The 18,160-nt window shown below is 61.2% G+C and carries 11 protein-coding genes and 1 pseudogene; 8 read left to right on the top strand and 4 right to left on the bottom strand.

The features are described 5' to 3' along the window. Positions 1-1,071 precede the first annotated feature (1,071 nt). Together lapD and lapG are read right to left on the bottom strand one after the other, a co-directional pair. The gene (lapD, locus tag PSH91_RS00860) at positions 1,072-3,018 is read right to left on the bottom strand and encodes a cyclic di-GMP receptor LapD (protein WP_305467038.1); all 1,947 of its coding nucleotides are present in this window, start codon (positions 3,016-3,018) and stop codon (positions 1,072-1,074) included. Between the two features lie 14 nt (positions 3,019-3,032). Then, positions 3,033-3,656: a cysteine protease LapG gene (gene lapG, locus PSH91_RS00855; RefSeq protein ID WP_370695181.1), complete on the bottom strand. Its 624-nt coding sequence runs from the start codon at positions 3,654-3,656 to the stop codon at positions 3,033-3,035. 273 nt (positions 3,657-3,929) lie between these two features. On the opposite strand from lapG, the gene PSH91_RS00850 reads away from it, so the two are divergent. The 5 genes from PSH91_RS00850 (at position 3,930) to PSH91_RS00830 (ending at position 10,945) form a co-directional block, all read left to right on the top strand. Then, entirely contained in the window at positions 3,930-4,622 is a 693-nt protein-coding gene (locus PSH91_RS00850) for a GntR family transcriptional regulator (RefSeq protein WP_107321456.1), read from the top strand. 688 nt (positions 4,623-5,310) lie between these two features. Beyond that, positions 5,311-6,087 carry a DUF3050 domain-containing protein gene (locus tag PSH91_RS00845; RefSeq protein ID WP_076383235.1) on the top strand — a complete coding sequence of 259 codons (777 nt, stop codon included), beginning with the start codon at positions 5,311-5,313 and terminating at the stop codon, positions 6,085-6,087. Beyond that, a complete protein-coding gene (locus PSH91_RS00840; RefSeq protein ID WP_076383234.1) occupies positions 6,084-7,016 on the top strand; it encodes a diiron oxygenase in 933 nt (310 codons plus the stop codon). The genes PSH91_RS00845 and PSH91_RS00840 overlap by 4 nt, the downstream gene beginning before the upstream one ends. Before the next feature lie 10 nt (positions 7,017-7,026). Further along, a complete protein-coding gene (locus PSH91_RS00835) occupies positions 7,027-10,446 on the top strand; it encodes an amino acid adenylation domain-containing protein (protein ID WP_305467035.1) in 3,420 nt (1,139 codons plus the stop codon). A gap of 34 nt (positions 10,447-10,480) precedes the next feature. Then, entirely contained in the window at positions 10,481-10,945 is a 465-nt protein-coding gene (locus tag PSH91_RS00830) for an SRPBCC family protein (protein ID WP_305467034.1), read from the top strand. Between the two features lie 867 nt (positions 10,946-11,812). Here the strand turns inward: PSH91_RS00830 and PSH91_RS26620 are convergent. Next, positions 11,813-12,598 (bottom strand): methyl-accepting chemotaxis protein, encoded by a 786-nt coding sequence (locus tag PSH91_RS26620; protein WP_370695180.1) that lies wholly within the window; start codon positions 12,596-12,598, stop codon positions 11,813-11,815. 117 nt (positions 12,599-12,715) lie between these two features. Next, positions 12,716-13,693: pseudogene (locus PSH91_RS26615) on the bottom strand (cache domain-containing protein); the annotation flags it as partial. Between the two features lie 251 nt (positions 13,694-13,944). Here PSH91_RS26615 and PSH91_RS00820 point away from each other — a divergent pair. The 3 genes from PSH91_RS00820 to PSH91_RS00810 all read left to right on the top strand — a co-directional run bounded on the left by PSH91_RS00820 (position 13,945) and on the right by PSH91_RS00810 (position 18,027). Further along, a complete protein-coding gene (locus PSH91_RS00820) occupies positions 13,945-14,445 on the top strand; it encodes a sigma-70 family RNA polymerase sigma factor (RefSeq protein WP_047230328.1) in 501 nt (166 codons plus the stop codon). Then, positions 14,435-15,436: a FecR domain-containing protein gene (locus tag PSH91_RS00815; RefSeq protein ID WP_305467030.1), complete on the top strand. Its 1,002-nt coding sequence runs from the start codon at positions 14,435-14,437 to the stop codon at positions 15,434-15,436. The genes PSH91_RS00820 and PSH91_RS00815 overlap by 11 nt, the downstream gene beginning before the upstream one ends. Before the next feature lie 86 nt (positions 15,437-15,522). Then, entirely contained in the window at positions 15,523-18,027 is a 2,505-nt protein-coding gene (locus PSH91_RS00810) for a TonB-dependent siderophore receptor (protein ID WP_305467028.1), read from the top strand. Positions 18,028-18,160: the final 133 nt, after the last annotated feature.

The raw sequence follows: 18,160 nt of genomic DNA, 5'->3' as shown, positions 1-18,160 counted from the left end.
AGCTGCCATAAAACATGAGCACGAATGCACGATAAGTGGCTGGTGATATTGTTGGGCGTCTTTCTAACCGGCTTGCACGCCGGTGTCACCGTTTTTTCAGTGACAAACCCAGACTAGCCACGGGGCAGACGCCGGACAAGTTCACCAAGTTCGCCACAACTCGAAGGAAATCTCCTAGGACCTGACTTTTAGAGGGGGTGTATATCCGTTTCTGCGGTAACGGCTACTGGCGGTTCCGCTCTTACAGCGGGTCACTTTTGGAAAAGCGCCAAAAGTAACCAAAAACGCTTTGCCCCACCACTCGGCACCTCGCTTAGGCTCGGTGTGCCCGAACGAAGGCATTGCTCCGGGGGCCCGCCGCGAAGGGCCATCCATGGCCCAGCGCGGCTACCTCGGCATCCATGCCGAGGTGCCCCCTACGCAATGCCTGCGTTCGGCCAGCGTGGTTAACGGGGCGTCCCAGATCAAAAGCTTGGCGAGGCGGCCTGACAGCCGACCTGTTTTCTGATGACCGCGTTCATCCTGTGGGAGCAAAGCTTGCTCGCGATGGCGGTGGTTCAGTTGATGAAGATGTTGGATGTGTCGGCCTCATCGCGAACAAGTTTTGCTCCCACAAATCCTGCTCAAACTGGTCTGATGGTGCACAGCCGCAAGAGCAGGTCGGCTATAAGGCCGCCTCGCGAGCAAGCTTTGCTCCCACAGGTTCTGCTCAAACAAGTCTGATTGGTGTACACCCGCCAAAGCCAGGCCGGCTGTCAGGCCGCCTCGCTTTTGATTTTGATCTGGGGCCCCGTCAACCACGCTGGCCGAACGTAGGTATTGCGTAGTGGGCATCCCGGCATGGATGCCGGGATAGCCGCGCTGGGCCATGGATGGCCCTTCGCGGCGGGCCCACGGAGCAATGCCTGCGTTCGGGCATGCCGAGCCTAGGCGAGGTGCCGAGTGGTGGGGCAAGACCTTTTGGTTACTTTTGGGGCGTTTGCCAAAAGTGACCCGCCGTAAGGGCGGAACCATAAGCCGCCGTTACCGCAGCAATGGATATGTACTCAGTCAGAAGAATACAAGGCCGTCTCACCCCCAACGCCGAGGCTCCCCAACCAACTGCCCCTGCACCCCAAACAACCCCATCTCCCGAATCACCGCCAACTCCCCCTCCGTCTCAACCCGCTCGGCAATCAACGGCAAGTCAATACTGTGAGCAGCACGCTGGATCGCTTCAATAAACAGGCGCTTGTCACTCTCCTGATCAATGGCACGGATATAGCTGCCATCGATCTTCAGATAAGCCAACCCCAACCGCGACAAGTTGCCAATCATGCTGAACCGCCCACCAAAACGCTGCAGGCTCAGGGAGAAACCAAGCTCGCGCAGTTGCCGAGTCAACTGCTCCAGCACCGCTTGCTCCGGCAGTTGCTCTTCACCAATCTCCAGGGTCAAGCGCGGCCCAAGGTTGGAATGCGCCCGCAGGATCTCGAAGACCTTGTTCAGCGCCTGCGGATCGGCCAACGTCGCCGAAGACAGGTTCAACGCCAGGGACTGGTCATGCCCGGCCATTTGCTTGAGCACCTGTTCGAGCATCAAGCGGTCCAGACGCGCGGTCCAACCAAAGCGCTCCAACCAAGGAAGGAACCGCCCGGCGGGGATGGTCTGGCCCTGCTCGTCCAGCAGCCGTGACAGCACTTTGTAATGCAGCACCACCTGGGTGTCCTGGGCGGCCACCACCGGCTGGAAGTACAGCTCGAAGCGCTGATTGCTCAAGGCCTGGTCGAGCAGATTGTGCCAGGCATGATGATCGTCACCGACGCTGGCCGAGGCGCTGTGGTCCAGGCAGGCCCAACCCGGTTCGCCCTGGCTTTCGGCCTGGGCAAGGGCCTGGTCGCCGAGCTGGAGCACGGCTTGCGGCGAGTCGCCATGGACGAATGGAGCCAGTCCGATGGAGGCCACCGAAGCCACATCGGTCGCACCGGTGGCATGCAGGCTCGCCAACGCGCTTTCGAGGTTCTGCGCCAGTTGCAGCGCTTCCTCGCGCACCAGCCCCGGCGCCAGCACGGCGAACTCCCCACCGCGGATGCGCGTCACCATGTTGTGGGTTTCAGGGTAGCGGGCGCATTCACGCTGTAATTGTTCGCCCACGGCCTTGAGCAACTGGTCGGTGCGCTGCCCGCCCAGCCGCTGGTTCAACCCGGCCAGGTCCTTGACCCGCAGCAACAGCAGATAACCGGAACTGGCCTGCTCGGGGTTGCTCACCCGGGCGTGGAGCTGCATTTCGAAATACCGCCGGTTGGCCAGGCCCGTGAGATTGTCCTGATAAGACTCGACCCGCAGTTTTTCGCTACGCTCGGCCTGCTCCTGAAACAGCGCCTTGAGCTTCTCGACCATCTGGTTCATCGCCTGCACCACCCGGCGCAGTTCCGGGGTACGCGGCAACTCCGGCAGGCTCAGGAACTCGCGACGGGCGATGGCATGGGACTGGTGCACCATGTAATCCAGCGGCTTGAGCTGACGACGCAGCAGCAAGGCCCCCAGCACCGCGCTCACCGCGCCGCACAGCAGCAGCCAGCCCAGGCTGCCCAATGCGCTCTGCCACAGCTTGGCGAGGGCGAACATCGGGTGGCTGACCACTTCGACCCGCGCCGCCTGTTCCCAGCCACGGCTAACAATCGCATCGCCACCGGCCGGCTCCAGGCCGATGAGCTTGATGAACCATTGCGGCACGTTGCCGGCGTCGGGCGTGCCGGTACGCTCGACGAGGGTTTGGTCGGTGGCGACATCGACCACACGGATGGTTGCGTAATAGCCGCTGTCGAAAATCGAACTGACCATCAGCTCCACCATCGCCGGGTCGTCGATGTTCGGCGTCAGGGACAGCGCCAGCGCCGTGGCCGCGTCCTGGGCGTGGGAGCGCAACTGGTTGACGTACTGGGCCCGCGAGCTTTCCAGACTGACCATGAAGCTGCCGCTGAAGGCAACCACCAGGAACAGACAGATAGCGATCAACAGCTGTTTGAACAAGGACATCTGAGCGCGCGCTCCTAGTTAGTCGTCTCGACCGGAAAACCTTCGGCCTGCATTTTTTTCAACACATCCTGCCACCGGGACAGGCGCTTGGTGTCACCCACTTTCTTGTTGCCCTTGGCGCCTGGCAGCCACAATCCCTCGGCATTGAAAGAGTAGACCGGCAACAGATCGGTCCGCTGGCTGGCCGGCAGGATGCCGTCGATCAGGCTGTCGAGTACCAGCGGCATGGCATCGGGGGTTGCGTAGTAAGTGAGCACCATGTGCGCACGGTTCTGCCGCAACGCCTTGACGTAAGTGATGCGCAGCTTGTCACTGGACACCCCCAGACGACGCAGGCTGAAGTACTTGGCAATGGCGTAGTCCTCGCAATCCCCGGCCCCTTTCCACAAGGCCTGGATCGGGGTCTCCCAGTAATCGACCTGACGCCACAGGTCGATGTCTTCGACGTAGCGCACCCGTTTGTTGAAAAACAGGTTCACCACCTTGAGCTGCTCAAGCTCCGGCGTCTGCTTCTGGGTCGCCAACAATTGCTGCCAGGCATCGATCCGTTGCTGCCCTTCGCCCAACGGCCCATATAACGCTTGCGCCCGCCGGCTGATCTGCGCAAAGTCCCAGTCAGCCTGCAGGCCGCCCAGCATGAGGCCGGTCAGCAACAATGCCGAACACAGCCAGCGCAAGGACCTGGGAACAGGGAAAGGTGCAGCCAAGGGAAATACGTCCAAAAAGGGCCGTGGGAAATGCGTTGGATGGTGAAGCCTGGCCCGGCAAAAGACAATGGCAAGGTGCGATCACCACGAGCAGACTAAACTTTAGTTCAGGAACCGGGGCCGCGAGGTTTTGACGGCTTGGCAATCTGTAACTACTGTTGGCTTGGATCCAATTTTTGTTACTACCAGTCAGGGTGCGTTGTCGTGACACAGAAGCCCAAACCGCTAAGCACTATCCAGGTCAACGGGCCCATTCCCGCTGCCCAGGCGCGCTCAATCATCGAAGAATCCCTGCGCGAGGCCATACTCGACGGGCGCCTGCCCTGCGGCACCGCCCTGCGCCAGCAGGAACTGGCCGACCTGTTCGGCGTCAGCCGCATGCCGGTACGCGAGGCCTTGCGCCAGCTGGAGGCGCAATCACTGCTCAATGTGGTTCAGCACAAAGGCGCCGTGGTAGCCCCGTTGATCACCAACAATGCGATCGAAACGTACGCCCTGCGTTCGGTCCTTGAATCTTTCGCATTGCGCCTGTCCATTCCCCTCCTCGATGCCGAGGACCTGGCCATGGCCGCCCATTACATCGAGCAACTGGAAGCCCAGACCGACCACGCTGAAATCGGCAGGCTCAACCGGCTGTTTCACATGTCGCTTTATCACAAGGCACCCAACAGTAAACTGCTGGACCTGATCGAGCGCGAGCTCAATGAGGAAGAACGCTTCTTGCGCTTTCATCTGTCGTCCATGGGCTTGGGCAAACTGACCCAGGACGATCATCGCGCGCTGCTGGAGGCCGCTACGGCCCAGGACATCGACAGAGCGGTTGCCCTGCTGGAGCTGCATCTGGAAAAAGCCTGCGTCACCATCCGTCGCTATCTGGAACAACAACCAAGCCGTTGACCTGCCCCTCGCGCCCCGAGGGGCGCATCACTTTCTTACACATCCCTCCTACACGGTTTCTCGCCCGCCCGACGAGGCCGCAGCGTAGCCGCGCCCTGTCGCCCCCATCAGTTCAATGGCACTGCCATCGATTTGGGCCCACTCTTGCGTTTGTCGATTAAAAAACAGACCTGAAGAAGTCAGCGCCTGGCCGCAGCCAGGCGAATCGAAGCCAACACGCAAGGAGCACCGCCCAACCGGCGGGATGATCGGAAGTCCGTCCGATGTCCCCCCCATAAAACAACAACTTCTTATTTCCCTGTCCCCTGAAGTGCTCCGAGTGAGGCATTCACTCAACTTCTTCGATTCTGATACTTCTCTATCGGAAGGAGCGGCTTCGCCTGAATAAAACTTATATTAAAAGTTTTAATACCCCTCTTCGCGCCCAATAAATAACCCCATTTAAATAATTAAAAAAACACTTGCCGCTTACTTGTTCGGTGTATTAGCTTTTTATCCGTCGAGTTGTTATCGACCGCTTACATTTATGGCTTAGGTCCGAAAAACCTTGCCCGCACGCCATGAATGCGTAGTTAAGACGAGCACTTCAATACTTTCGAAACTTATGGACTCCGGTTCAGGCACCCGCTCGCTTTTATTAAAGCCCGGGTGACTTTTCCGAACAAACAACATTGATGAGGACGTTCCGATGCAGCCAACCAAAGAACAACTATCTCTGAAAAAACACGCCCTTGGCCAACACCCGGTTTTTTCTGAAATAACATCAATCGATCTGCTGCGCCGCTTTATGCAAAGCCATGTTTTTGCCGTGTGGGATTTCATGTCACTGACCAAACGGCTGCAACGGGAGCTGACCTGTGTCCACTTGCCCTGGTTACCGCCGGCCGACCCACACGCTGCACGTTTGATCAACGAAATCGTCCTGGGCGAGGAGTCGGATGACCGCCCCGGAGCCGGCTATTGCAGCCATTTCGAACTGTACCTGGACGCCATGCGCGAGGTTGGCGCCGATACTCGCGCCATTGAGCAGTTCATCACCTTGCAACAGGAAGGCGTCAGTCCCGAAACAGCCTTGGAGAGCGTCGAAGTGGAGCCGGCGGCGGCCCGGTTCGTCCGCCAGACACTGCAAACGGCGCTGCACGCACCGGCCCACAGCGTGGCCGCCGCCTTCGTGCATGGCCGCGAGAGCGTCATCCCGCAGATGTTCCAGCGCATGCTGGACGCTTGGGGCATCGGCCTGGATCAGGCGCCGACGTTTCGTTATTACCTGCAGCGGCACATCGAAGTGGATTCCGAGGACCACGGCCCGGCAGCGGAAAAACTCTTGGCCCGACTGATCGATGGCGACCCGCAGCGCGAAACCGAGGTGCTGGCCGCTGCACTCGCCGCCGTCCAAAGCCGCACCGCGCTGTGGGACGGGTTACGCCAGAGCATGGCCCAACCGCTTGCGCAGGTGGCGCCATGAACGCTGTCGAATACCAATCCTTCGCCGACGCCTGGGAAAGCCGCGCGACCATCCGCACCCGGCCACGGCGCCGGGTCGAAGACGACGACAAGTTGATCTTCCCCATGAGCCGTCAGCCTCTGGTGCACAGCCAGACCTTCCTCAGCCACTGCCCGCAACTGCGCGATTTTGTGCTGGTGCAGAGCCTCTACAAGTTCATCAACGATGTGGTGATCTTCGAGACCGAGCTGGTGGACCACACCGCCCGGCGCATTGCCAAGAACAGCTTCGGCATCGAGTTCCCGTTCGCCTGCCGCTACGACGCAATGACGGTGGTAGTAGACGAGGATTATCACGCACTGGTGGCGATGGACTTCATGCAGCAGACCATCGACATGACTGGCATTGCGCCGATCCCGTTGCCCGATCAGATCGAGCTCAGCCGCGCCATCCCGGCGACGCTGGCCCAGGCACCGGAGCATTTGCTCAGCGCCGTGGAGCTGATCTGCATCGCCATTGCCGAGAACACCGTGACCAACGAGGTGGCGGCATTCGCCCGGGATGATTCGGTCAAGGCGTCGATCAAGGGCCTGATGGCCGACCACTTGCTGGATGAGGGACGGCACTCCGGATTCTGGACGCGCCTGGTGCAAATCTACTGGCGCAGCGCGCCCGAAGCTGACCGCGATGCGATTGCGCGACTGATGCCCGGCTTCATCAGCCAGTACCTGGCGAGCGATCTGCAACAGGCGTTCGATTTCCAGCTGATCGCACACCTGCCCGTCGACGAATCGGTGCGCCAGTCATTGCGCGAAGAGGCCAGTGCGCTGGCGTATCCCATCAATCGTTTTCACCCGTTGGTGGGCAATATCACGCGCTTTTTTCGCAGCAGCTCGATGCTGGCGTCCCCCTGCGTGCGTGACGCCCTGGCCGACTACCTGACCCCATGAGGATCCGCCCATGAGACGCCTCGAAATTGCCGTGTCTGGCACAAGCCAGGCCATGACCGACCTGGCCCAGGAGCTCGAACTGCACGGCCACGGTGTTGTGCATCTTGAATCAGCGAACCACCACACAGCGGTAGACCTGTTGATTGATGACGGGACGCTGCCCTGCACCCTAGACGCCCGCTCAAACCTTCAGGTGCGTGTGGCGCTCCAGGCTTTTCCCGGCCAGGCATTGCCACAGCCGGTGGTGGTTTTCCGCGACAGCGCGCATCGGCCGTTGTCCCAGGAAGTGATCGCCCCGCAAGGCTGCGGCAACGGCCAGTCTCTGCGACTGCGCGCCTTGGCGGCGGTGGTCGAGCACGGTGCGCGACTGGTCAGCCAGCTTTCCCGGGACGAAGCCTGCTTCGATCACTGGCCGACGGTGCAGACCGACGCCTGCGATGAATCGTTGCAGGGACTGGATGTGTTGGAGCCGCTGGCCTTCGAACACCACCTCAATCGGCCCGCGGTGCCTTGGCTGCTGGCTGCAGCCGAAGTGCCGGTCATGCATGACATCGAGCAGCGCATGCTCAATGACGGTACGCAAGCGGCCCTGTGGGTCGACGGTCAGCTTGTCGACTACAAGTCCTTGCGCAGTCTGGCGTTGCGCTTGCAGGAGCCGATGCTCAAGCAACTGGCCGGGGCAAAACCTGGAGTGATTGGTGTCTGCCTGCCCAAGTCCGCACAGTTGTACGCAGCTATCCTGGCGGTGCTGGGTTGCGGGGCGGTGTACCTGCCGCTGGACCCGCAGCACCCCGCGCAACGACGGCGCTTTATCCTGGAGAACGCCAACGCCGACTTACTGCTGCACGACGGTGACAGCGACCTGGGCGAGCTGTCGCTGCCGACGCTGGATGTACGCAAGCTGCCTTCACCCAAACCCGGCATCCCGGCCTCGCTGATCCGCCGCGTGGTGGACAGCGACGAACCGGCCGTGGCGATCTACACGTCCGGCACCACCGGCCAACCCAAAGGCGTGCTGCTCAGTCATCGCAACCTCAGCCATTTCTGCGCCTGGTATAGCGACTATGTCCGCTTACAGCGTGACAGCCGGGCATTGCAGTTCTCCACCATCAACTTTGACGCATCGCTGCTGGATATCCTGCCGACCTTCATCCAGGGTGCGACGCTGGTGGTGCCCAGCGAAGACCAGCGTCGCGACCCGCAGCAACTGGTGGCGCTGATTCAGCAACAGCGTGTCACTCATGCTTTCCTGCCGCCCGCGCTGCTGAGCGTGATGCCGCTGGATGCACCGTTGGGGCTGGAACACCTGATTACCGGCGGCGATGTCTGTGAGCCGTTCGTGATCGAGCAGCTCGCACCGCAGTGCAGTTTCCACAACATCTACGGCCCCACCGAAACCACGGTGCTGGTCACCACCCGGCAATTCGGTGTCGGTGACAACAACCGCAACCTCGGTGTGCCCATCGCCAATGGCCGGGTGCTGATTCTGGATGAGCAGCTGCAACCGGTGCCCCAAGGCACACCGGGCGAGCTGTACATCGCCGGGCCTGGGGTCGGCCTCGGCTATCTGAACGACCCGACGTTGACCGCGAGCCGCTACCTCAACCTGACGCTGCCTGGCGGGGCAACGCTGCGGGTTTATCGCACGGGCGATATCGCCCAATGGACCGACCACGGCATCGAACTGTGTGGTCGGCGCGATAACCAGGTGAAGATCCGTGGCTTTCGGGTCGAACCCGAGGAAATCGAGCATTGCCTGCGCGACAGCCAGCTGTTTCGCCAAGTAGCGGTGGGGGTCGATGACCGACGGCGGATCCTGGCGTTTCTGGTTCACCCTCGGGAAGAGCGGGCCGGCGCTGCCCTTCAGGCTTTGCGCGAGCATGTACAAAACGCGCTGCCCAGCTACATGCACCCGGCGGCCTACGTGCAATTGCCCAGCCTGCCCTACACCAGTAATGGCAAAGTCGATCGCCGGGCCTTGCTCGCCACGGCGGTGCAAGTGCAGGTCGGCAGCCATCGGCGCCAGCCGCAGAACGTTCTGGAAACGCAGCTGCGGCAACTGTGGGCCGAGTTGCTGGAGCTGCCGGTCGACGACATCGCCACCGATGAAAGCTTCTTCAATCTCGGTGGCCATTCGATCCTGCTGTCACAACTGTTGCTGGGGGTCCGCGAAGCCTTCGGGCGCAGCCTGTCGATCAATCGCTTCATCGAAGCACCTACGCTGATCACGCTGGCGAAGTTACTGGACGATCCTGCGCAAAACAGCACATCGACCCTCAGCCCCCAGGCCTTGATCGATGCGCAAGCGGAACTCAACCTCGATCCCCTGCCTGTCAGCCGGTGTGGTGATGTGCACAAGGTGGTGGTGACCGGCGCCAACAGTTTTCTTGGGGTACACATCGTCGAGGCCTTGCTGGCCTGGGGCGCCACCGAAGTCGCGTGCCTGGTGCGCGAGTCCGGTGGACAAAGCGCGGCCGAACGCTTTGCCCAGGCCCTGCGGGACAATCGGCTGAACCACCTGGACCTGAGCCGCGTCAGTGTCTACGCCGCCGACATCACCCAACCGCAATTGGGTTTGCCAGACGACGTCTATGCCCGCATCGACCGCACCTTCGGCGCGTTGGTGCACAACGCCGCCCACGTCAATCATGTGCTCGACTACGAGTCTTTGGCGCGGGACAACGTGGAGCCGATCTTCGAATGCCTGCGCCTGTGTGAAGGGCGCAGCAAGAAGATCTTCAACTTCGTCTCTACGCTGTCGGCGTCCAGTGCGCTGGATGCCGACGGCCAGGTCCTGGAGCAGCCCGCCGCAGAGACGCCGCCGATCTACATCAAGAACGGCTACAACCTGTCCAAATGGGTCGGCGAACGGATCCTGCAGCGCGCTCGGGATCGCGGGGTGTGGGTCAATCTGTTTCGCCCCGGCAACATCAGTTTCAACAGCCTGACCGGGGTCTGCCAGCCCCACAAGAACCGGTTGATGTTGATGCTCAAGGGCTCGATCCAGCTCGGTCAGGTGCCGGATCTGTCCCTCAACTTCGACCTGATGCCGGTGGACTTCCTGGCGCGCTTCATCGCCTTCCACGCCAGTCGTTATCAGCCGACGCAGGCGGTATTCAACCTGCACAACCCCGAACCCTTGAGCTGGGACGCCTATGTGGCGTCGTTTCGTGACAGCGGCCGGGAATTTTCCCTGGTCAGCGTCGCCGACTGGCAACGGCAACTGGGCCGAGTCGATGCTGACAATGCGCTGTTCGGCGTACTGGGTTTTTACCTCAACGGTTTCGAGGAAGACATCGGCGACATCTCGTTGATCAACCACGCCAATGCCCGGGCCGGTGTACGGCAGATGGGTGCCCGCTACCCGGAAAAATCCCCGGCCTTGCTGCGCCGCGGCGCTGATTACCTCAAGGCCATCGATTTCATCTGAAGCACCCCTCAACTGTAAAAAAAGGAGCAAGACCATGAATGCACTTCAACCCGACACCTTGATCAAGAACCCCCACGCCTGCGAGGTCGAAACTTCAGTGGAAGTACCCGCCAACGCGGCGAGCGTCTGGGCAGTGGTGGGCAATTTTGCAAGGTTCGATCGATTCATCCCGGCACTTGAGCACATCGAAACGACCGGCGAGGGCGTGAGGTCCCTGCGCAAGAAGTTTTTCCGCGACGGGCAGAACCTGGTGGTGGAACAGCTCAACAGCCATGATGACCAGGCCATGCACATGACCTGGACGCTGATCTACAACACCCTGGGCATCGATAACCTGTGGGCGGCAATGCGCGTCGAGCCCCTGGCGGACAACCGCTGCCGCGCCACCTGGACCATCATCGCCGACCACACCGATGCCCATACCCCGTCCGGCTTCCGAGATTTCCTGCAAGGGTTTGCCGATGAGGCGATGGGGAATGTGCAAGTGATGTTCAAGTAAACCTTGTGGGAGCGAGCCTGCTCGCGAAAGCGGTGGGTCCGCTGGCGATGATGTTGGCTGTGCTGTCGCCATCGCGAGCAGGCTCGCTCCCACACTGATTTCGATTGGCAGCAAGATCCAGTCCCACCGCCGATTCTCTGTGGGAGCGGGCTTGCTCGCGAAAGCGGCGGGTCAGCTGGCGATGATGTTGGCTGTGCTGCCGTCATCGCGAGCAGGCTCGCTCCCACACTGATTTCGGTTGGCCGCAAGATCCAGTCACACCGCCAATCCCCTGTGGGAGCGAGCTTGCTCGCGAAAGCGGCGGGTCAGCTGGCGATGATGTTGGCTGTGCTGTCGCCATCGCGAGCAGGCTCGCTCCCACACTGATTTCGATTGGCCGCAAGATCCAGTCCCACCGCCAATTCCCTGTGGGAGCGGGCTTGCTCGCGAAAGCGGTGGGTCAGCTGGCAATGATGTTGGCTGTGCCGCCGTCATCGCGAGCAAGCTCGCTCCCACACTGATTTCGGTTGGGCGCAAGATCCAGTCACACCGCCAATCCCCTGTGGGAGCGGGCTTGCTCGCGAAAGCGGCGGGTCAGCTGGCGATGATGTTGGCTGTGCTGTCGCCATCGCGAGCAGGCTCGCTCCCACACTGATTTCGATTGGCCGCAAGATCCAGTCCCACCGCCGATTCCCTGTGGGAGCGGGCTTGCTCGCGAAAGCGGTGGGTCAGCTGGCGATGATGTTGGCTGTGCTGTCGCCATCGCGAGCAGGCTCGCTCCCACACTGATTTCGGTTGGCAGCAAGATCCAGTCACACCGCCAATCCCCTGTGGGAGCGAGCCTGCTCGCGATGGCGGCGGCACGGTTGGCGGTGAGGTCGGCTGAGATCAGATCTTGAAACTGTCCACCAACTGCTTCAGCCGATTGGCCTGTTGCGACAGGGCATCGCAATCCTTCAGGGTTTCATTGAGGTTGGCGACGCTTTGCTGGTTCAGCAGGTTGATGTGGCTGACATCCATGTTGAGGGTTTCCACCACGGCGGTCTGTTCTTCGGTGGCCGCAGCCACCGACTGGTTCATGCCGTCGATTTCACCGATGCGCTGCGTCACGCTGACCAGCCGCAGACCCGCCTGGTTGGCCACTTCCACACTTTCTTCGCTGGAAAGCTGGCTGGCGTTCATCGTCGTCACCGCTTCACGGGAACCGACCTGGAGCGAGGTGATCATCTTGTGGATTTCTTCCGCCGACTCCTGGGTGCGGTGCGCCAGGTTGCGCACTTCATCGGCCACCACCGCAAACCCGCGCCCGGCTTCACCGGCACGGGCCGCTTCAATGGCAGCGTTCAGCGCCAGCAGGTTGGTTTGCTGAGAGATGCCCTTGATCACGTCCAGGATGTGCCCGATGTTGTCGGTGCTGGCGTTCAGGGTTTCGATCTGGGTGCACGAGAGGCTGATCTTCTGTGACAGCTCGGTCATGGCCTGGATGGTTTTTTCCACCACCTGGCGTCCGTCATCGGCTTGCTCGCTGGCACCACTGGCCTGTTGCGAGGCGTCGGCGGCATTGCGGGCGATTTCCTGGGTCGCGGCGCCCAACTGATTGATGGCCGCTGCCACGCTGTTGGTGCGGGCGCTCTGTTCGTCGGAGCCAACGAGCGAGGCATTGGACGAAGTCATCACCCGCTGCGACAGGTCATGCACTTGTCGAGTGGCGGAAGACACCTCCGAGATCGACGCGTGAATCCGCTCCACGAATTGGTTGAACGAGCTGCCCAGCTCACCGAACTCATCCTTGCCCTGGACCACCAGACGCCGGGTCAGGTCGCCTTCACCTTGGGCGATGTCCTGCATGGCGCGCCCCATGGTGGTCAATGGACGCATCAACACCTGGATCAACAGGCTCAGCAACAACGCAATGGCCGCCACCGCCACAAACATCGCAATCAGCGCCGAGGTACGGAAATGGCTCAGCGGTGCGTAGGCCTTGTCTTTGTCGATCGACAGACCGATGTACCACTGGGTATTCGGCAGGCCCGCGACGGGGGTAAACGAAAGAATGCGGTCCTGCCCATTGAGCTCAACCTCCTGGATACCTTTCTCGATGCGCACTGGCGTACCGGGGTAGATGTCCTTGAGGTTCTTCATCACCTGGTCCTTGTCCGGGCTGACGATTACCTGACCGTCGCCGCTGACCAGAAACCCATGGCCGATGCCGCCGAAATCCACGGAGTTGATGATTTTCACCAGGGTTTCCAGGCTCAGGTCGCCCCCCACCACACCGAGCAGCTCACCGTTGTGCTTCACCGGCAGGGCGATGGTCACCACCAGGCCGCCGACCGCAGCCAGGTAGGGCGGGGTCAGCATGGTTTGATCGATGGTGACTGCCTGTTTGTACCAGGGGCGCTGGCGCGGGTCGTAGCCGTCGGGCATTTTTGCGTCAGGGCGCTGGGTGAAGACGCCGTTGGCCTGACCCACGTAGGTGAACTGGAAATTCGACGTCAGCGCCGGCTGATCCACCAGCCCCGGCAGATCGGCACCCGCGCCCTGGTGCGCAATATTCTGCGCCAGGTTTTCCAGCACCAGCACCCGGCCGCTCATCCAGTTCTGGACGCTGCTGGCCGTCAGGTCGCCGGACTGCTGGATGGAGGATTCGAGACTGCTGCCAATGGTTTTTCGTTGCAGGTAGTCGTTGTAGAGCGTGAACAGGGCAAAAGCCAGAACGACCACACCAGAGGCGGCCAGAAGGATTTTATGGCTGAACTTCAGATTCATCGACAGGCTTCTTATGCAGGGAGTGGGGGTGCATTCCGGTTGCAGCATTCATGTCACAGCGCGGGCGGACTTGTGATCTGCTCCACTTTGGTGCACGCATATAACGCTGTCGGCAAAAGTTAAAAAAATATGAGCCCTTTAAACAAATGGGCGACGGAAGGACACGGTGCGTCGAACGGTGGTTGCAAATTCACTGACCCCTGATGACAATGCGACCTATTATCATTTGTGACATCCAGGCCTTCGCGTTCATGTCATCTCCCGAGTTTGCAGTACAGACGCTCTACAGCAACCATCACGGCTGGCTTCACACATGGCTGCGCAGCCGCTTGGGCAATGCTGCCGACGCAGCGGACCTGGCCCAGGACACCTTCGTGCGCCTGCTGCAACGCACCGAACGCCTGGAGCTCAAGTCGCCCCGCGCCTTTCTACGCACCATCGCCCAAGGCCTGGTGATCGATCATTGGCGCCGGGAAGAAATCGAACGCGCTTACCTGGAATCCATCGCCCACCTGCCACCCGCCCAAGCCCCCGACACCGAAGCCCAGGCCTTGATCCTGGAGCTGCTGGAAGCCATCGCCAGAATGCTCGAGGGCCTGAAGCCGAAAGTGCGCAGGGCATTTCTGTTGGCCCAGTGCGAAGGCCTGACGTACAAGCAGATTGCCGAGCAGATGGGCATTTCCTTGCGCTCGGTGGAACGATACGTCGCCGATGCGCTGTATCACTGCTATGTGTTGCGCTATGAAAGCTGAGCCTGTGGATAACGTGTTGAATCGACGCAGCGGCCCATCCCAACAGGTAGTCAGGCAAGCGATCAACTGGCTGCTGCGCCTGCGCAACCATGCTGCCAATCCGGCCTTGCGCCAACAATGCGAGGTCTGGCGCGCCGCCCATCACGAACACGAATTGGCCTGGCAGCGGGTGCAAGCGCTGCACAGTGAGTTGACCTCGAACCTGCGGGCGGTCCCCGGCGCCCACGTCGCTCTCGACACCCTGGAAAACAGCGCCCAGCGACTCGGTCGGCGCCAGGCCTTGAAACTGTTGTCGGGGGTGGCGCTGATAGGCTCCGCCGCCTGGCTGGGCAAGGACCTGGGCTGGCAGCCGTGGAGCGCGGATTTCGCCACTGCCACCGGCGAACATCGAGGTTTCCAGTTGCCCGACGGTACGCGGCTTGAACTGAACACTGACAGCGCCGCCGACCTGGACTACACGACCGAGCATCGCCTGATCAGCCTGACGCGAGGTGAAATCATGCTCACCTGCGGTCGCGATCCCGAGCGGCCGCTGCTGGTGCGCAGCCGACATGGCCTGTTCGAAGGGTTGGACGGGCGCTTCGTGGTGCGGCAGGACAATGCCTGCACACGCCTGAGCGTCACCCGTGGCAGGGTCGCGATCCTTTCGCACCGTGGCGCCGATGGTGCCCCGCTACAGGTGAGCGCCGGGCAGAGCTATCTGCTCAGCTCATCGACAGCGACCATGGCGCCGCCGCTGGATATGGACATCGGTGTCTGGGCGGAGGGTTTGCTCGTGACGCGCAACATGCGTCTGGAGGACTTCCTCAACGAGGTAGGACGTTACCGCCAGGGCTATCTGAAATGCGCCGCGTCGATTGCGGACCTGCGCTTGTCAGGCGTTTTCCGCCTGGAAGACACCGACAGGTTGCTGGCCGTCCTGCCGCGCACGCTCCCCGTTCAATTACGCTATCGAACCCGTTGGTGGGTCACGGTGCAGGAATCGGTCTGATTTTTTTTGGCGGGTTTTGCGCGCAAGTCCGGCTAGGACAGTAAGCAACGCTTATCTGCCCTTAGCGACTCCAACGGAAACCCACAATGACTGAGTGCGTAAACCTCAACACCCCCTTTGGCTGCTCCTCGCAAACAGGCCTGTTGCGCCATGCCATCCGTGCTGCACTGTTCTGCACGGTGTTGAGTGCGGGCGCCGTGCCAATGTTCGCCGTCGCGGCGCAAGACGGTGTCACCACCGCGCGCCAGAGCTACAACATTGCCGCCGGCCCCCTGAGCGATGTGCTGAACCAGTTCGCTCGTCAGGCCGGCATCACCCTGGCAAGCACTCCGCAGCAGACGAGCGGTATCCAGTCCCCGGGACTGCACGGCGAGTATTCGACGGACCAGGCCCTGAGCCATCTTCTCAGCGCTTCAGGCCTGACCGCCGTCAGCCCGGATGGCAGCAGCTATGTGCTGCAAACCGAGGCCTCGGGCGGCACGTTGGCGCTGCCGACCACCGACATCAAGGGGTTTGCCCTGGGTAACGCCTTGGGCAGCATGGCGGGCTACAACGCCACCCACAGCCAGGTCGCCACCAAGACCAGTACCGCCCTGCGGGAAACCTCGCAAAGCGTCTCCGTGGTCACCCGCGAGCAAATGGACGACCAAGGCGCGCAAACCGTCTCCCAGGCCATGCGCTACACCCCAGGGGTATTGACCAACCCCTACGGCGCGACCCATCGCTACGACTACGTGGCGATGCGCGGCTTCAACGATGGCTCGGTGGACAACATCTACCTCGACGGCCTCAAGTCCATGGGCGACAGCGGCACCTACAGTTCCATGCAAGTCGACCCGTACTTCCTTGAGCGGGTCGACATTCTCAAAGGCCCGTCCTCGGTGCTCTACGGGCGCAGCTCGCCCGGCGGCCTGGTGGCACTTACCAGCAAGAAACCGCTGTACGAGGCCTATCACCAAATCCAGGCCACGGTCGGCACCCAGGGCCAACGCGGCATGGGCTTCGACTTTACCGGGCCGGTGGATGACGACAAACGCATCGCCTATCGCCTGGTGGGCCTGGCGGATACGTCCGACACGCAGTTCGACCACACCAAGGAAAAGCGCTTTGCCCTCGCCCCCACGGTGAGCATCGACTTTACCGAAGACACGTCGCTGACACTTCAGGCCTACCTGCAGCACGACCCCGACGGGGGTTATCACGGCGGCATGCCAGCCGACGGCACCTTGCATCAGCGCAACGGCAAGCGTATCTCGGAAAATTTCTTCGAAGGCGAGCCGGGCGTCGATGGCTATGAACGTGATCAGCAGTCGTTCGGCTACCAGTTCGAACACCGTTTCAACGATGTCTTCACCGCCCGGCAGAACTTCCGTTACCTGGACTCCCAAGTCACCAATGATCAGGTCTACGCCTACGGCTGGACCACGCCGACCAGCAACGAGCTGAACCGCTACTACACCGGTGCCGAAGAAAAACTGCATTCGTTCATCGTCGACAACATGCTGCAGGCTGAATTTTTCAGCGGGGCGACCAAGCACACCGTGTTGATGGGCGCTGACTATCAGCGGCGCAAGACCGTGGTGGATTGGACCAGCGGCAGCCTGGCCCCGATCAACGCCTTCGACCCGGTCTATGGCAACTCGGCTATCACCTACTTCAGCCCCACCAGCTACCTGCGACGCCTGGAACAGACCGGTGTCTACCTGCAAGACCTGATCGAGATGGATAAATGGCGTTTCTCCCTGGGCCTGCGTCAGGACTGGGTGAAAACCTCGGATGAAAACCGCATCGCTGAGTTCGGCCGCCCGGAAGGCACCGAGATCAACGACAAACGCAGCAAGCTCACTGGCCGTGCCGGGGCGCTGTACCTGTTCGACAACGGCCTGGCGCCGTACGTCAGCTACTCCGAGTCGTTCAACCCCAACTCCTACGCCGACAGCGCCGGCAACCCGCTGTCGCCGACCGATGGCAAGCAATGGGAACTGGGCCTGAAGTATCAGCCACCGGGTACGGATGACCTGTACACCGCCTCGCTGTTCCGCATCGACCAGGAGAACCTGGCGACCAAACTGCCCCAGGAAAACTTCTACCGCGCCGTCGGTGCCGTTCGCTCCCAGGGCCTGGAACTGGAAGCGCACCTGCAACTGACCGAGCAGTTCAAAGTGCTGGGCAGCTACACCTTCACCGATATCGAGTATTCGAAATCGATGATCAGCACGTTGAGCACCGCCACCGACATCATCGAAAACAAAGGCAACTCACCGACCCAGGCCCCACGCCACATGGCTTCGGTGTGGGCGGACTACAAGTTCGACAGCGGCGCGCTCGATGGCCTGAGACTGGGCGGTGGCGTACGTTATGTCGGCTACAGCTGGGCCGATGCGGAAAACACCATGAAGGTGCCGTCCTATACGCTGTTCGATGCGTCGGTGGGGTATGACCTGGGCAAGGTCGGCTTGAAAGGCGTGGACGTGCGCCTGAACGCAAACAACCTGACCAACGAAACCTACGTCGCCTCCTGCGCCAGCCTGAGCTACTGCTACCTGGGCGAAGAACGCAACGTGGCGGCGACGGTGAGTTACCAGTTCTGACCCGTTCTCTTTGGTAACTCATTCTCTGTGGCGAGGGAGCTTGCTCCCGCTGGACGCGAAGCGGCCCTGGTTTTTTTGGGGCTGCTGCGCAACCCAGCGGGAGCAAGCTCCCTCGCCACAAGGTTCGGTTTTT

The organism is Pseudomonas sp. FP1154, from assembly GCF_030687245.1.
Taxonomy (GTDB): domain Bacteria; phylum Pseudomonadota; class Gammaproteobacteria; order Pseudomonadales; family Pseudomonadaceae; genus Aquipseudomonas; species Aquipseudomonas rhizophila.
The sequence above is the reverse complement of the archived record's forward strand: the minus strand, read 5'-3'. Positions and strand labels throughout refer to the sequence as shown.

Bases quoted from the DNA above. Each gene is read 5' to 3' on its own strand.
- PSH91_RS00815 (WP_305467030.1), top strand. From the start codon at position 14,435: ATGAAAGCTGAGCCTGTGGATAACGTGTTGAATCGACGCAGCGGCCCA.
- PSH91_RS00820 (WP_047230328.1), top strand. From the start codon at position 13,945: ATGTCATCTCCCGAGTTTGCAGTACAGACGCTCTACAGCAACCATCAC.
- PSH91_RS00840 (WP_076383234.1), top strand. From the start codon at position 6,084: ATGAACGCTGTCGAATACCAATCCTTCGCCGACGCCTGGGAAAGCCGC.
- PSH91_RS00810 (WP_305467028.1), top strand. From the start codon at position 15,523: ATGACTGAGTGCGTAAACCTCAACACCCCCTTTGGCTGCTCCTCGCAA.
- PSH91_RS00845 (WP_076383235.1), top strand. From the start codon at position 5,311: ATGCAGCCAACCAAAGAACAACTATCTCTGAAAAAACACGCCCTTGGC.
- PSH91_RS00830 (WP_305467034.1), top strand. From the start codon at position 10,481: ATGAATGCACTTCAACCCGACACCTTGATCAAGAACCCCCACGCCTGC.
- PSH91_RS26620 (WP_370695180.1), bottom strand. From the start codon at position 12,598: ATGACTTCGTCCAATGCCTCGCTCGTTGGCTCCGACGAACAGAGCGCC.
- PSH91_RS00835 (WP_305467035.1), top strand. From the start codon at position 7,027: ATGAGACGCCTCGAAATTGCCGTGTCTGGCACAAGCCAGGCCATGACC.
- lapG (WP_370695181.1), bottom strand. From the start codon at position 3,656: ATGCTGGGCGGCCTGCAGGCTGACTGGGACTTTGCGCAGATCAGCCGG.
- lapD (WP_305467038.1), bottom strand. From the start codon at position 3,018: ATGTCCTTGTTCAAACAGCTGTTGATCGCTATCTGTCTGTTCCTGGTG.